18 protein-coding genes are annotated in these 14,534 nt (G+C 41.0%); 1 reads left to right on the top strand and 17 read right to left on the bottom strand.

Going from position 1 to position 14,534, the window contains the following annotated elements:
• Positions 1-27: 27 nt before the first annotated feature.
• From eutM to A5868_RS07485, 17 genes are all read right to left on the bottom strand, one after another.
• Positions 28-309, bottom strand: a complete 282-nt coding sequence (gene eutM / locus A5868_RS07565; protein WP_087654135.1) for an ethanolamine utilization microcompartment protein EutM — start codon at positions 307-309, stop codon at positions 28-30.
• 18 nt (positions 310-327) lie between these two features.
• Positions 328-969 (bottom strand): phosphate propanoyltransferase, encoded by a 642-nt coding sequence (locus tag A5868_RS07560; RefSeq protein WP_254908298.1) that lies wholly within the window; start codon positions 967-969, stop codon positions 328-330.
• Positions 959-2,431: an acetaldehyde dehydrogenase (acetylating) gene (locus A5868_RS07555; RefSeq protein ID WP_087654134.1), complete on the bottom strand. Its 1,473-nt coding sequence runs from the start codon at positions 2,429-2,431 to the stop codon at positions 959-961. The genes A5868_RS07560 and A5868_RS07555 overlap by 11 nt, the downstream gene beginning before the upstream one ends.
• Positions 2,432-2,447: 16 nt before the next feature.
• Positions 2,448-3,020 (bottom strand): BMC domain-containing protein, encoded by a 573-nt coding sequence (locus A5868_RS19460; RefSeq protein ID WP_114524340.1) that lies wholly within the window; start codon positions 3,018-3,020, stop codon positions 2,448-2,450.
• A gap of 162 nt (positions 3,021-3,182) precedes the next feature.
• Positions 3,183-3,761, bottom strand: a complete 579-nt coding sequence (locus tag A5868_RS07545) for a cupin domain-containing protein (protein ID WP_086303965.1) — start codon at positions 3,759-3,761, stop codon at positions 3,183-3,185.
• A 17-nt stretch (positions 3,762-3,778) separates the two neighbouring features.
• Positions 3,779-4,039 carry a EutN/CcmL family microcompartment protein gene (locus A5868_RS07540; RefSeq protein WP_086303967.1) on the bottom strand — a complete coding sequence of 87 codons (261 nt, stop codon included), beginning with the start codon at positions 4,037-4,039 and terminating at the stop codon, positions 3,779-3,781.
• A 4-nt stretch (positions 4,040-4,043) separates the two neighbouring features.
• The gene (locus A5868_RS07535) at positions 4,044-4,349 is read right to left on the bottom strand and encodes a BMC domain-containing protein (protein WP_086303969.1); all 306 of its coding nucleotides are present in this window, start codon (positions 4,347-4,349) and stop codon (positions 4,044-4,046) included.
• Positions 4,350-4,364: 15 nt separating this feature from the next.
• Positions 4,365-5,204, bottom strand: coding sequence for an ethanolamine utilization protein EutJ (gene eutJ, locus A5868_RS07530; protein WP_441316142.1), 840 nt, complete (start codon positions 5,202-5,204; stop codon positions 4,365-4,367).
• The gene (locus A5868_RS07525) at positions 5,204-5,752 is read right to left on the bottom strand and encodes a hypothetical protein (RefSeq protein WP_086303973.1); all 549 of its coding nucleotides are present in this window, start codon (positions 5,750-5,752) and stop codon (positions 5,204-5,206) included. Before A5868_RS07525 ends, eutJ begins: the two co-directional genes overlap by 1 nt.
• Positions 5,736-6,173 (bottom strand): EutP/PduV family microcompartment system protein, encoded by a 438-nt coding sequence (locus A5868_RS07520; RefSeq protein ID WP_176281302.1) that lies wholly within the window; start codon positions 6,171-6,173, stop codon positions 5,736-5,738. Before A5868_RS07520 ends, A5868_RS07525 begins: the two co-directional genes overlap by 17 nt.
• Positions 6,174-6,184: 11 nt before the next feature.
• Positions 6,185-6,514, bottom strand: coding sequence for an ethanolamine utilization microcompartment protein EutS (eutS, locus tag A5868_RS07515; RefSeq protein WP_086303977.1), 330 nt, complete (start codon positions 6,512-6,514; stop codon positions 6,185-6,187).
• Between the two features lie 12 nt (positions 6,515-6,526).
• Positions 6,527-7,471, bottom strand: a complete 945-nt coding sequence (gene cutD / locus A5868_RS07510; protein WP_217808899.1) for a choline TMA-lyase-activating enzyme — start codon at positions 7,469-7,471, stop codon at positions 6,527-6,529.
• A 31-nt stretch (positions 7,472-7,502) separates the two neighbouring features.
• Complete coding sequence (gene cutC, locus A5868_RS07505) at positions 7,503-10,076, bottom strand: choline trimethylamine-lyase (RefSeq protein ID WP_086303980.1); 2,574 nt, start codon at positions 10,074-10,076, stop codon at positions 7,503-7,505.
• Positions 10,077-10,094: 18 nt separating this feature from the next.
• Positions 10,095-11,165, bottom strand: coding sequence for a 1-propanol dehydrogenase PduQ (locus A5868_RS07500; protein WP_217808900.1), 1,071 nt, complete (start codon positions 11,163-11,165; stop codon positions 10,095-10,097).
• Between the two features lie 31 nt (positions 11,166-11,196).
• Positions 11,197-12,684 carry an aldehyde dehydrogenase family protein gene (locus A5868_RS07495; protein ID WP_086303981.1) on the bottom strand — a complete coding sequence of 496 codons (1,488 nt, stop codon included), beginning with the start codon at positions 12,682-12,684 and terminating at the stop codon, positions 11,197-11,199.
• Between the two features lie 24 nt (positions 12,685-12,708).
• Positions 12,709-12,996 carry a BMC domain-containing protein gene (locus A5868_RS07490; RefSeq protein WP_086303982.1) on the bottom strand — a complete coding sequence of 96 codons (288 nt, stop codon included), beginning with the start codon at positions 12,994-12,996 and terminating at the stop codon, positions 12,709-12,711.
• A 19-nt stretch (positions 12,997-13,015) separates the two neighbouring features.
• Complete coding sequence (locus A5868_RS07485; protein WP_086303983.1) at positions 13,016-13,315, bottom strand: BMC domain-containing protein; 300 nt, start codon at positions 13,313-13,315, stop codon at positions 13,016-13,018.
• Between the two features lie 317 nt (positions 13,316-13,632).
• Here A5868_RS07485 and A5868_RS07480 point away from each other — a divergent pair.
• On the top strand, positions 13,633-14,534 hold a 902-nt coding region (locus tag A5868_RS07480; RefSeq protein ID WP_087654133.1), incomplete at its 3' end, for a choline kinase family protein.

Genomic DNA, 14,534 nt, shown 5'->3' with positions numbered 1-14,534 from the left:
AACATTGTTCCAGCCTTCTCATTACTATTAAGTTTTTTGAACTGGTAAAATATTTTCTACGTCTGTATGCGGACGTGGAATGACGTGAACAGATACTAATTCACCAATACGTTGTGCTGCTGCGGCGCCCGCATCTGTTGCAGCTTTAACCGCACCAACATCTCCTCTTACCATTACTGTTACTAATCCGCCTCCAACAAATTCTTTTCCGATCAATACGACATTCGCTGCTTTAACCATCGCATCTGCTGCTTCAATTGATCCAACCAATCCTTTTGTTTCGATAAGTCCTAATGCTTCTGATTTCATAAATAGTTCCTCCTAATTTTATCTGATTATGAATACTTCGGATTTCGAAGTTAATCCCGCTGCATTTGCTTCTTCTATATCTATGTGACATTCCAACTTGAAATCTTCACTTACTCGAACAACAACATTGTTGTATATTCCACCTCGAAGGCCATTTATTTTTAATTCTACAATTTGATTATCTGATACGTGAAGACGTTCAGCATCTTGTGGAGTCATATGGATATGCCTCTGCGCAATGATGACTCCCTTTTCGAGAATTACGGTTCCTTTCTTCCCGATAATAGTTAACCCAGGGGTGTTTTCAATATCACCGGATTGTCGTACTGGAGCATGAATACCTAACTTGAAACAATCTCCACTTAATATTTCGACTTGACTCATTGGCCTAGCAGGTCCTAGAACTCTGACATTATCAATTACACCCCTCGGACCAGCAATAATGACAGTTTCTTTACACGCATATTGACCAGGTTGTGATAACTCTTTTAATCGTGTCATCTCATAGTCTTTACCAAACAAACATTCAATATGATTTTGTGATAAATGAATATGTCGATTAGATATGCCAAGCGGAATAACTGAATCTCGATTTCCATCTTCTAGTATTTCAATAATTTTATCCATCAACTTTGTGTATTCAACCATACTAATAACCATTGCCCTTTTGTAACAAATCCATCAATCCATTTAGTAATTGTTGCATACCATTCTCACTAGTTTCCAAACTCTTATCTGGAATGTTCAATGGCGAATTCGTTTCGATTTCCTTAATCCCGTATGCGACTCTTTTAATATTGATCAAGTGCTCAGGGGTCACATTATCTGAAGTCGCACTTCCTCCCCAAGTTCCGCAACCGAGAGTAAAGGCTGGTGAAATAGCGGTACTGACTCCTACTCCTCCGTGAGTGGATCCTGTATTCACCAAAATTCGAAATACCGGTTTCATCGCAAACTTCATTACAATATCGTGATCTTCAGTATGCAAAGAAAAACTATGTCCGATTCCACCATTATTTAATAAAGCGATACTCAGTTCGCAAGCTTCTTTCCAATCTTCAACGGAGTAAAATCCTAAAACAGTTGTCAATTTTTCGTAAGATAATGGATACCCCTCCCCAACTCCATTTTGTCTTCCGATTAGCACCTTTGTCCCTTCTGGAATCGTTACGTTTGCTGCAGAAGCAATGACTCTAGCAGGTCTTCCAACAAATTGTGCGTTCATGGCATGCCCTTTGACAAATAATATTTTGGCAACTCGCTCAGTTTCTTCCGGTGTCATGAAGTAACCTCCTTGACGCTGGAATTCTGCAACCACCTTTGGTTCAACACACTTTTCTACTATGATTGCCTGCTCAGAAGCGCAAATAGTTCCAAAATCAAAAGTTTTACTCGCTAAGATATTTTTAACTGCTTTTTTTATATCCGCCGTACGTTCGATGTACGCAGGAACGTTTCCTGGACCGACACCTAATGCTGGCTTTCCAACACTATATGCAGATTTCACCATTGCAGATCCACCAGTAGCAATTATTAATGCAATCTCTTCACTACGCATTAATTCATTTGTAGCTTTCATTGAAGGTTTAGAAACGCAAGTAATAATGTTTTCTGGTGCTCCAGCAGCAACAGCTGCCTCATTCATCAGGCGAGTTGCCTCCATGGTACATTTTAAAGCTGATGGGTGTGGAGATATAACAATCCCATTTCGAGACTTAATAGAAATAATTGACTTATAAATAACTGTAGAAGTTGGATTTGTCGACGGAATGATTCCCATCAGCAATCCCATTGGTTCAGCAATTTCCATTATTCTATTTTGCGTATCATTATTTATGATTCCAACAGTCTTCATGTTCTTTATTGATTCATAAAGTGTTGTTGAGGCATGATGATTTTTAAAAATTTTATCTGCAACGTTACCAAAACGTGTTTCTTTATTAGCCATTCTTGCTAGCTTTTCTGCATTTTCTTTCGCAACCCTTACCATGTTAGTAATGATGTTTTCAATTTGCTCTTCGTTAAATTTAGCTAACTGCTCTTGCGCAATTTTGCCTTTTCGAGCAAGTGTTCGTGCCTCTTGAATCGATTGAAGGTCACGATCATATTGGCAATCTTCCAAAGTCTTCCCTCACTTTCTATTCTTTGCTATAGTTCTCAAAATGTTCACGAAGAACTGCTCTAGTTGCCGTCTGCAGTTCCTCATCTTTCATTCCTAAATTGTTGTATTTCTTCGCCAGTTTTCTCAGTTCCTTGACATTCAGCTCTTTGTATTCTTCTTTGATTACATTTTCTTTTTCGACTGTTGATACTTCAACTTCCCGAGGTTTAAATTCAGGTTTTTGCGGCAAAACTGTTTTATCTTTTTCCAACTCCGATTTCAATTGACTGTTTTTCTCGACTTCTTCCGAATCAGTAAAATCAGTTAACGTTTTCTTTTCTGCATAAATCACCTCGGATACCTGTTCACTCGGTCTTGGAATAACATGATGGCTCATTAGTGCCTCACTGCCGAAGTTTTGAGTTGCAGATGCGCCTGCATCAACAGCCGATTTCACAGCCCCAACATCTCCTGTAACTGTTACCGTGACAATCCCACCGCCGACGATGGAACGTTCTACTAACTCTATCTGAGCAGATTTCAACATTACATCGGCTGCCTCAATTGCCGGAATCAATCCACGTGTTTCAATAAATCCAATTGCGTCCACTGTATGCCCCTTTCTCCTATAAATAAGCTTTTTTTAGATTTTTTTTGATTGACGAGCCTTAAATCACTTTGCTAGACTTCTTATTCTTCAGGTAAAAGACACAGTTGATGCTTCTGTTAAAAATTAACCAACTGCGAAAATAGAACTGATTTTTTTTCTTTGCTATCCTGGATGAATCGTTAGAAGCTTGCAGACTTCGTCGAAAGTAATCTCCATAGAAGTATTCTTCGGAAAATACAGAAAGTCCCCTTGTTGAGCGTTGATTTTCTTGCCATTCATTGTGAAAGTTGCTTTTCCTTCGAGTAGCAGAATGAACTCTTCAACTTCAAAGCGATGCCGATAGTTCTTTTTTGCTGTCTCCAAAAAATCTATCGTCAGTCCACCAAAAATATTGGAAAACAAACTCTGCTTTTTCCAACTTCCTTGCGGGAATAATTGAATGCTATCCCCATAAATCAATTTGGCACCAGAGTTGTCTGTTTCATAGCGATATGATTCTTCTAGGCTTTTGATCATGCTCAATACAAACTCAGGATTGCCCATCAGTACTTTAAGGGAATCAAATATTTGTGAATGATCAATTGGTTCAGTAACATTATCTTCTTTGATAATGTCGATTCCATGTTCTTCAGCCAAATCCACGGCTGCAGCTGTGATGATTGTATTGTTGTCTACACGACATTCTGCTTGCTTGGCTTCAATAACTTTCTCGATTGTCGCGATACTTACTAATTGTTTCATTTTTCACCCACCGTTTCTTAAAAGTGGCAGTCTTCGTCAATGATGCCAATAACTACAGCATCAATTGGTAATTCTTTCTCTTCAAATATTTTTCTTGCGGCTGAACCTTTTGAGACAATCACGCGGTCTCCGATTCCTGCACCGACAGTATCAACAACGATGAATCGTTCAGTTTCCTGATCGCTTCCAATCGGTTCAGCCAGCATGAATTTCAGTCCGTTCAACGAATCTATTTTTCGCGTTGCCCAAACATTGTCTACTAATTTGGCAGCTATCATCTCATCAGCCTCTTTTTTTCATTTTCTGTTTGATATCCTCGATCGCCGTTTCCACTGAGGCCGTATCCCCAAAAATCGCTAGCAAGATCATATTTTGTGGGCAGCTTCCACGAACATCAACCGCAATAATCCCTGCAGCTTTCTCAGCTAGATCAGAGGCACACACCATATCGATCAGCTTTCCTTGAATAAGACCAATCGCATCAAATTGCTTGAAATCAATATCTTTAGTTGTATGGTTTACTCCCATCCGTTTCGTGATAATCTCTAAGGTCCCTTTGGATGGTGATTTGATTATTCGAAAATCCATTTGATCGCTCTCCTCTTAAAGAACCTGATCGGTACAGTTTAATGCAATTCCCAAGGGCGTCACAAACATCGGACTGTCCGGTTTATAGGTCGTGATACCGGTCTTCTTCTCGATGATCGTTTCAATATTAGTGAGACAACAAGTTCCACCAACTAAATAAATTTGGTGCACCTGATGTTGCGCGATATATTCTGAAATAATCGATGATACTTTTTCGATCACTGGTGTCAATATCGGTAATAATTCTTGATGGTGAGCTTCATTCCGTTTGTATTGATCCGCTTCTTCAAAGGAAATCTTGTAGGCGCCCGACACGACTAATGTAAAATGTGTCCCTCCAGTTGCTTGGTCATTGACACTGATCACTTTTCCATTTTCAATAACCGCGATACCGGTCGTTCCACCACCGATATCCACGATCACACCATTCTCTATTTTTAAAACGGCATTGGCTGCAGTTGGTTCATCTAGTAAAGCCGTTAATTCAAATCCTGCTGCCTCAACGACATGGCGAATCACGCCGCCGTCTAACAGTTCAGTTCCTGGAGGAATTGCAGCGGCACAATAGGTCAACTCCGCATTGAGTTGTTCCTCTAGCTGTTCCTTTAGTTCCCGAACAATTTGAATCGCTCCTAGATAATCAACAACCATGCCGTCTTTGACAACACTCGCATAACGATACGCGCCGGCAACCGGCTGATGGTTAACATCCAAGACGGAAAGAACGATACAGGATGTTCCTAGATCGACCCCAGTATAGTAAGTCGTTGTGTGATTTTTTTTAGGAGTACTGATTGTTTGTTCAAAATCAGAAATCAATTGGTTACAATAGGAAAAAGTATTTTTAACTTCCATCATGAAATTTCACCACCTAAAATTTTTTTCATCATGCGAATGAGCTCACATCTTATACGACGAAACTCGCTGTACATTGGTTTGACGGCCGAAACTTTTGGTTCACTCGCAAGCAACTGATTCAACTGCGTTTGCAGCAAATTCAGTACCGCTAGCTCCTTGCCACGAGGCAGCAGAACATGGAACATCGTAATTTTCACATCCTCAAGCGCTTCAACCCTTTCAGGTTCTGCTTTTAGCGAGTATGCCTCTTGCATTCGCTGATAAAGCTGCGAGAGTTTTTCCGCCAGTGCCGGATCTGCTTCTACCATCAAACTGACAGCTAAGAGAAAGAGTGACGAGGTTAATTCAAGGTCGGGTTTCTCCTGATTTTCTACTACTGCTGTTTTCGGAAGCGTTTTGGCATTTCCGTTTGTGATCATGACTTTACGATCCACCAGAAATTGCCGTGCTTCCGGTGTCAGTCTCGTATCAGCAGGCTGTGGATAGACCTCAAACGGAGTTTGGATAAACGTTGTTCGAATGTCTTGTTCAGTGATAAACCTCATCATTTCCTCCCAATTCCGCAATCCATTGCTCTTTCATCGTCCTTAGTTTTTCGTCTGCTAAATCAAATACGTACCACTCATCAATTCCCGCAGTTTTTAAATAGTCGATTGCCACCTGTTTTTCCGCCTCTGTCTCAGGTACTTTAATTAATCCAGTCGCTGGACAATTAAAAGCTTTGACAAAATTCGGCGGATACAGATTCGTCGCCCTTTTCCCATCGGCCAAACACAGCAGCCGTCCCGCGGTTTGTGAGATGGAGAAAAGATAACGGTACATCCAATCATTCTCCAAATAAGCCGCCGGCGCATCGATCGTGTATTTGCCATAAATGGTATCTTGCGTCTTCTTTAAAGGGCGGTCTGTTTCATTCAGCCAGTTAGCAACTGTTGATTTGCCGCTGTTGGCAGGCCCAATGATCATGAGATGCTTCCTCATGTCCGCGTGACCTTGACGACAGTGAATCCTAATAGCTCATTAAGCATCTGATTCACAGACCCAACAGAAGTCTCAACGCTCGCCACATCACCAGTAATGACCAATGAACCGGTAAAACGATCTAAAAATCCGATTTCCACATCCGCCGCTTTTGTGGCTACATCCGCCGCAATGATGGCCGTTTCTGACGGGGTAAAGGTCATGATACCAACTGAACCTGAGTTATCGACACCCAATCGTTCGCAGATATCCTGCATCGGTGAGGCAAGCACGTGTGCTAAGGTTACCTGTGTTCCTGGAACAGATTCTTGAATAATTCTTTCCATTTTTCCACCTCTTTAATGTCGGATGACCTTCACTGGAAAATCGTAGGTCAATATCTGCTCCTCGATTAGATCTAAATCTTCATCACTCATGGATAAATCCTCAGTGACCGGATAAAGCTGATCTAGTTGGTCATATTTATTGACTCCTAGTTTGTGATAAGGCAATAGATCAATTCCTTGAAAATTTCGTTGATTCTTATATGGCTGAAGGAATTCGATCGTTCGGTGAATCGTTTCTGGATCGTTATTCAATCCTTTCATTAACGGCATCCGAACCTTGATATTCTTACGACCTTCGATCAATCCCTTGATGTTTTCCAAAATGCGCTCGTTTCGTACTCCGGTCAATTCCAAGTGACGTTCCGAATCGATATGCTTCAAGTCGTATAAGAACAAATCGCAAAACTCACCGATCTTCAACAAATTCTTCAAAGTGGTATGACCACAAGTCTCAATAGCAGTATGAATCCCATGTGACTTGCACTCCATCAGGAAATTGGTCGCAAACTCACTTTGAGTCGTCACCTCGCCCCCGCCCAGAGTGACACCTCCACCTGAAGTTTGATAAAAGGGAATATCCTCGATCGCAATGTCCAAAAGATCAGACAATAACCGATCCTCCCCAGCGATTGAGATCGCACGTTTTGGACAAACTGCTTCGCAAGCTCGGCATCCTGCACAATTGATTGTACGATCTACATAATGCCCAACTTCTGTATCCATCTTATGAATCTTCATTGGACAAACCTTGACACATTCCCCACAATCGATACACATATTCTTCTGGAACATGACTTCATGCTTGCGGTCAATACTTTCTGGATTAGAGCACCAACGGCATCGGAGCGGACACCCTTTAAAGAAGAACAAAGTACGAATTCCTGGACCATCATAGATCGAATATTTTTGAATATTGAATATTCGTGCTTTTCTTTCTATTTGCACTGTTTCCATCATAGTACTCTCCTTTGTTCTCCTTAATCATTGTTTAGAAATGTTCAAGCATCGTACGACTGATAATTTCATCCTGTACCTCTTTGCACAGTTCGGTGAAGTAAGCACTGTAGCCGGCTACTCGAATAATCAAATCACGATAGCTGTCGGGATCCTTTTGCGCTTTTTTAAGCACTTCATCGTCTACATAACTGAACTGCATTTGTCCATTTCCTAAAACTGAGGCAGTTCTTAATAGTGTAATCAAACCTTGACGTCCTTCTGGTGTTTCCAACAAACCTTTCAAAATCTTGAAGTTGTGTACCATGCCGATATTCATCGCTGCTACATCCATTTTAGAAACAGATTTGATGATAGCCGTTGGTCCTTTTTTATCAGCGCCTTGTGTTGGACTGATCCCGTCTGATAATGGCGTCCACGCTCGACGACCATTAGCTGTTGCTCCAGTCATCTCACCAAACGGTGTATTGTTAGAAATTGATAATGTTCCATGACTGAATACAGAGTATAAAGTTTTATATTGACTATGAATTTTCTCTGTCCAGTTCACAATGTCAGCCGCGATCAAATCCGCGTAATCATCGTCATTTCCATATTTAGGAGCATTCAAACAATCTGCATGAACCTTTTCATAGCCAACAAAATCTGCTTTTGTTGCATCCCGAATTTCTTCCAACGTATATTTTTTCTCATCAAAGACAAGTTTTTTGATTGCTGCCATTGAATCCGCATAGGTTCCTAAACCAGACCAAACTAATCCCGGTCCCCAGTTATTGACACAGCCACCCGCAGATACATCCCGGCCATTTTCCATACAGCCTTCCATCATTAGAGACATTAATGGTTTCGGCGCCATGTCGCGGTGAACACGTTGGCTGATAACCGTGCCAACAGCTGAAAGTCTTGTAATGTACTCAATTTGTTTCTTGACAGCTTCTTCAAATTTTTCATAGGTCACAAACTGATCAATAGCGCCTAAGTCTAAACCTGGTTTCAAATCACACCACAGCATCAAGCCGCGATTTAGGACGAATTCGATTGCTACTGGCCATTGTGTATATCCGGTTGAAGTCCATTGATATAGGCGTCCTGCTTTTTGTGGTTCTACACAACCCATCAAGCAGTAGTCTCTAGCATCTTCCATATTGAAGCCCTTTGCCAACATCATCTTGATGTGAGAATCGTCAAAATGGCAAGCAGGGAATCCTAGACCCGCACGGACAACGTCAACGATTTTTTCTAAATATTTTTGCGGTGATTGATTGTGAATGCGGCAAGACAATGATGGTTGATACACACCCACGTGACGAACTGCATCCATTAACAGGTATGTTAAATCATTCGTCGCATCGCCGCCTTCACGTTTCACCCCACCGACACACATGTTAACGAAAGGTTGGTAACCAGCGAAGAATTTAGAACCACCTTCACTAGAGATCCACATCATTTCAGAACACTTGATCAAAAAGTTTCCAGCTAACTCAAATGCCATGAAATCATTTAACCGACCTGCTTTTTTGTCTGATTCATAGAAAGGATACATATACTGGTCGACCCGACCCACAGATAAGCCAGTTTGGTTTTCTTCAATCATGAATAAAGATTCAACTGTCCAAACTGTTTGTAATGCTTCATGGAAGGTTCTCGGTTTATTTGCTGGAACATGAGCGTTGACTTCGCCAATACGTCTCAATTCCTCTTTACGCTTAGGATTGGATTCTTTCTCTGCTAATGCAAATGCATGATCGGATAAACGTTTCGCATAAGCCATGACACCTTCAGTCGTATCAATGACAGACTTGTAATAATAGATTTTATCGATATCATCGGGATTTTCCATTGAGAGGCCTTCTAAATAATCTAGCGCTTCTTGTTGGATATCCTTCATACCTTTCTTCATTAAAACAACATCATAGCCTGGGTTTGAGTCGCCGCCGCCATTGATTTGATGATAGGATAAGTCACTAACAAAGGCTTCACCGGAGAATTCCCAAAGACCTGCTTCGCGGTATTGTTCTTCGCAAGCTTCATCCAGTGAACGTGTTTCCCAAAACGGAAACAGCTCTTCACGCATAATTCGTTTATCTTCATCAGAAATGTAGAATGGGTCTTGTGCCCGTTCATGGATCGTATCAATCTCATCTCTCATCCAACGCCAAGCGATATCAGGTGAAAAAGCTCCCGCTCTTGGAGCCCCACATGGATGACCAACGATCAATTCGTCATCTTGGATCAATAACGGGGCTTGTTCGCATGCTAACCGAAAGGCTTTTGCTCGTAGCATGATTTTTGGCAAACCAGGATTCTCTTTCATCATTTTAGTAAAAGCTTTTGCACGATGAGTTGTGATTTTAGGTACCGCTTTCAAATAATTATCTTTTAAGTCTTTAAGACGCTGAGTCATTCCTTCTGGATAGGTTTCCGCACCTTCCGCCACTTGAACGGCCACTGAATCCTTCGTTCCAGGTCGGCAAGCAGACACTGAACCTTCTTGTGCGTTCAATTCTTTTGAGATTCCTTGGAAAAGTCTCAACATTGCGGAACGTTCTTCAGGTGACATATGTGCTGTAACATCCGCAAATTTTTCGGAAATTTCATTGATATTCATGAACAAACCTCACATTCTTTAATATACTTTTTTATAGATCATAATTAATTCCTCTTTTGTCGGCTTGATGGGATTGGCTGGTGTACAGCGGTCCATCATAGCTGCCTCAGCCATTTTATCGATCGCAGCTTTGTAAACTTCTTCCTCGATCCCTAAGTCAGCGAATCCTGATTCGATTGCTAATTGGTTTTTCAATTTCTTCACAGCATCGATGTAGCTGACTAATCCTTCGCGTACCGTTCTCGCAGGTAATCCAAGCAATTCAGCCAACTTCGCGTAGCGTATCGCTGCATAATTAGTTGCGGACTTTTCTAGTTCCCCATTAAACGCAATCACTTCTTCTAAAAACAAAGCATTGCAGCGACCATGTGCCAAGTGTAGCGTTCCGCCAACAGCATGGGCCAAACTGTGGTTGATTCCTAATCCTGCCTGATTGAACGCGATGCCTGCCATACATGAAGCATTGTGAACGTGGTCTCTAGCGGCTTCGTTGCTAATGTCTTTTGTAATTAAAGGTAGATTTTCAAACAATAGACGAATAGCTTTTTCTGCCAAAGCATCTGTAAAATCTGTCGCATCTTTCGCAACATATGCTTCTGTAGCATGGGTCAAAACATCCATTCCAGTATCAACAACCACCTTTTTCGGTACACTAGCAACACAATCCGAATCTAAAATCGCTAAATCAGGTGCCATGTAGTCATCGACGAGTACGATTTTATCGCCTTCTGCAGTGATTACAGAAAAGTCTGTCACCTCTGACCCAGTCCCGCTTGTCGTCGGAATAGCCACAAAATACGGCTTACAGAAAGCCTCTCCCAACAATTGATGCGCGCTGTAGAAAATTCCTTTTGCTGCATCAATCGCCGAACCACCGCCCATTGACACTAATATATCCGGTTGAATCCGCTGAATAACCTTCAAACCATCTGCTAAAACCTTGGTGTCCGGATCAGGCCGAACATCTGTAAAAATGTGACTAGTTATACCAGCTTCTGTCAAGTAGGATTTAATCTTCTCTACGTAACCGATCTCTTCAAGAATCTTGTCTGAAATGATTAGAGCTGTTTTTCCCTGAAGATTTTTCAATTCTTCTAACGATCCTTGATTGCAGATTATTTTAGTCTTTAATGAAAATTTCTGATTGATTATTATCACCGCACTCCATTATTTTTTCCAATAATTGTTTGATTACCACTTCAATTGTCGCTTCTACGCTATCTTCACTTCTTCTGCTAAAGCATTCTTCGATTCCGCGAACACCGTACCCGATATTGCGTATCGTTGTTAAATGCTCTGGTGAAATATTGTCGCTAGATACCATGATGCCAAAAGCGTTGCTGCCAAGTGTCATGGAAGGAAACAGATTCGTCGTCGCTCCCATGCTTCCGAAGGTGGATGGGGTGTTCACTAACATTCGAGAGACCGGCTTCTTTAAGGCAAACAGGCGGATTACTTCTTCATCCTGCGAATGAATCACTAACGTGTGACTCTTTAAGGTTTCCATCAACAGCTCAATACATCTTTCACAAGCTTGTTGCCAATCTTTTTCAACATAGTAAGCCAATACAGGACTTAAAAATTCCTGCGCAAACGGATTGCTTTCATCGACATAAGGCTGCTCGTAAATCAACAACTTCGTATCAGATGGAACGGCCAACTGCGCCTGATCTGCTAAATAAATAGCTGACTTGCCGACATAAGCTGGGTTTAATGCCCCATCCTTTTTGCATAATCGTCTTAATAGTTTCTGTTTCTCCTCATCCGTCATGAAGTAGGCTCCTTGACGTTTGAACTCGTTTTTTATTTCTTGATCAATTGGTTGATCAACAACGACCGACTGTTCTGCTGCGGAAACCATGCCATAGTCAAATGTCCTGCTATCAATAATGTCCTTGACCGCTTTCGCAGTATCACAACTTCTTTCGACAAAAACGGGACCATTTCCGCTGCCGCCGTAAATATAAGGCTTGGCTGACTGTTTTAGCTTATCGATCAGCTTCGGAATCCCTGTTGCCATCAATAAGGAAACATCTGGATGCTCCATCAATTCCTGGGTTCCTTTTTCAGATACCAGCTGCATACAACTGATAGCTCCTGGCGGATATCCCGCATCTTCTGCTGTTTTGGCTAAAAGCTTGATCACACCGCGCACTGTTTCTTTCGCTCGTGGATGCGGGGAGATGATGATCGCATTTCCCGCTTTTACAGCGATCAACACGTTATGAATCGTCGTGGAGACGGCGCTGGTGGCAGGGACCATACTGACGATCACACCCACTGGTACTCCAATCTTCAACAGCTTCTGTTCTTCGTCTTCTTCGAGCACTCCAACAAAGCGCTGATTCTTCAGACGCTGCGGCAAGTACTCTGAAACAAACCGATTTTTGATCACTTTATCGTGAAAGGTTCCATAATCAGTCTCTTCAACCGCCATCTTCGCCAGTTTTTCAATATGAGGATGAAGTGCTTGGCTCATCTGCTCGACAACGACATCCAACTGGCCTTGTGAAAAATTTTTTAGTTCCTTTGCCGCATCGCGTGCAAGCTCGATATTTATCCTTGCTTCTTGGATAGATAACAAATCATTATCTACTCGGTACTTCATGCTCGTCTCACTTCCTATCTTTTCTTAGACATCAAAGGAATAGCGAGTAATAATCTTTTCAATATCGTTATGCGGATGAGCGATTACGTTTTTGGAATATACTTCTCCGCCCATGTTTTCTACCGCTTCAACTCCCGTTTCTACTGCAGCCTGTACTGCACCTACGTCGCCCTTTACCAGAACAGAGATATAGCCAGAGGCAACATTCTCATATCCGATCAATTCAACATCCGCTGCCTTACACATTGCATCCGCTGCTTCCATGACAAAAACTAAACCAAACGTTTCAATAAATCCTAAAGCATTATTCATCCGGTTCTATGCCTCCTCTTTAGTTTGAATCAATATCATGTGCCATTACGATATGACCAATTGGTCGAATCGGTCGCGGCATGGTATTAAATGCAGTTACTTTCCCGATCTTTGAAGCCGCCTCTGCACCAGCTTCAACAGCAGATTTTACTGCCGCAACATCGCCCTTTACCATGACTGTTACCAACGTAGATCCTACATTTTCATAGGAAACTAAGACAACATCCGCTGCTTTTAGCATCGTATCGGCCGCTTGAATCGCAGGGACCATTCCAATCGTTTCTACTAATCCCAACGCTTCATCTCCACGGTATTCCATTGATTGATCCTCTCCTCACTTGATTACTTTTTGGTACGTGCGTTTTTCTTGTTCGATGAGTCAATGCTATCACGCTGGTTAAAAAGAAAATCGTAGATTCGATAGATGATTTTTGCATTTTTGAAACCGATTACTTTTTCTAACGTTGTACAATTGATAGATTCTTGCATTATTATTAGATTAGAAAAAAAATAGAATTATTATGGCAACTTTTAGCAGTTGCTTGTCATTGACTTTTTTTTTCTAATTTAATGAAGTATAATACTCACATAAATATTGTAGTTATAAGGTTTTATAGAAAAAGGACGGTTAAAGAAATGGATGTGCCGACAGTGAAAGATAATAGATATGAGCAATATCAAATAGAATCCTCACGAATACTTACACAAACTTTGCGCTCTTTTTTTCATGATAAGACGTTAGTTTTTGATCGTTCTCGATTTGCTGGTGGATTAACCAATTACAATTATGTAATGAATATCCATGGAGAAGAATATATAGTTCGTCAACCTGGTCCTTTGACGGATGTGATGATTGACCGTGAGATCGAAGAATTTAATACTGGAATCGTTGCAGATTTTTCTATAAATTCTGATTGCGTGTTTTTCGATGCAAATACAGGAATAAAAATTAGTCGTTTTATTCCGAACAGTCTTAACTTAGCAAAAGCTAATCCCACATCTTCGAAAAAATTAAAAGCTGTTTCGGATTTAATGAAGAAAGTTCATACAATGCCACGTAAATTCGGCAATATTTTTTGTTGGCAGGAAGAATTAGAAAAATATGAAGAAGTCGTTAAGATGGTTAATGGTGTGTTCTTTTTCGACTATATTCCCCTGAAACAAAAAGCTTTTGCTTTTTGCGAAGAAAACATTCGAAATGTCGAACTTGTTCCTTGTCACAATGATACTGTTCCAGAAAATTTTTTATTGGGGAATAAAGAGGATTATTATTTAATTGATTGGGAATACTCTGGCCTAAATGATTTAAACTTTGATTTAGCAGCTTTTATTGTAGAAACACGACTGACTAAAACAGCGATCAACGAACTACTTCATAATTATTATGGCGAAAAAATACCTGAAGATGCAGTGCAAAAGATTAAAGCCTATATCTTGGTTCAAGATTTACTTTGGACAGTCTGGGCAATTATTCGTCATTATTCTGGCGAAAATTTTGCTGATTATTGTGAAATGCGCTATGATCGTTTCCGAAGAAA

Source organism: Enterococcus sp. 12F9_DIV0723 (assembly GCF_002174375.1).
Lineage (GTDB): Bacteria > Bacillota > Bacilli > Lactobacillales > Enterococcaceae > Enterococcus_A > Enterococcus_A gilvus.
This window is presented reverse-complemented; position numbering and strand designations above follow the sequence as displayed.

What these genes read in the sequence shown, in the direction of transcription:
- eutS (WP_086303977.1), bottom strand. Translation starts at nt 6,514, where the DNA reads ATGGAAAGAATTATTCAAGAATCTGTTCCAGGAACACAGGTAACCTTA.
- A5868_RS07535 (WP_086303969.1), bottom strand. Translation starts at nt 4,349, where the DNA reads ATGGATTTTCGAATAATCAAATCACCATCCAAAGGGACCTTAGAGATT.
- cutD (WP_217808899.1), bottom strand. Translation starts at nt 7,471, where the DNA reads ATGATGGAAACAGTGCAAATAGAAAGAAAAGCACGAATATTCAATATT.
- A5868_RS07540 (WP_086303967.1), bottom strand. Translation starts at nt 4,039, where the DNA reads ATGATAGCTGCCAAATTAGTAGACAATGTTTGGGCAACGCGAAAAATA.
- A5868_RS07495 (WP_086303981.1), bottom strand. Translation starts at nt 12,684, where the DNA reads ATGAAGTACCGAGTAGATAATGATTTGTTATCTATCCAAGAAGCAAGG.
- A5868_RS07520 (WP_176281302.1), bottom strand. Translation starts at nt 6,173, where the DNA reads ATGATCATTGGGCCTGCCAACAGCGGCAAATCAACAGTTGCTAACTGG.
- A5868_RS07490 (WP_086303982.1), bottom strand. Translation starts at nt 12,996, where the DNA reads ATGAATAATGCTTTAGGATTTATTGAAACGTTTGGTTTAGTTTTTGTC.
- A5868_RS07485 (WP_086303983.1), bottom strand. Translation starts at nt 13,315, where the DNA reads ATGGAATACCGTGGAGATGAAGCGTTGGGATTAGTAGAAACGATTGGA.
- cutC (WP_086303980.1), bottom strand. Translation starts at nt 10,076, where the DNA reads ATGAATATCAATGAAATTTCCGAAAAATTTGCGGATGTTACAGCACAT.
- A5868_RS07545 (WP_086303965.1), bottom strand. Translation starts at nt 3,761, where the DNA reads ATGAAACAATTAGTAAGTATCGCGACAATCGAGAAAGTTATTGAAGCC.
- A5868_RS07525 (WP_086303973.1), bottom strand. Translation starts at nt 5,752, where the DNA reads ATGAGGTTTATCACTGAACAAGACATTCGAACAACGTTTATCCAAACT.
- A5868_RS07560 (WP_254908298.1), bottom strand. Translation starts at nt 969, where the DNA reads ATGGTTATTAGTATGGTTGAATACACAAAGTTGATGGATAAAATTATT.
- eutJ (WP_441316142.1), bottom strand. Translation starts at nt 5,204, where the DNA reads ATGGAAGTTAAAAATACTTTTTCCTATTGTAACCAATTGATTTCTGAT.
- eutM (WP_087654135.1), bottom strand. Translation starts at nt 309, where the DNA reads ATGAAATCAGAAGCATTAGGACTTATCGAAACAAAAGGATTGGTTGGA.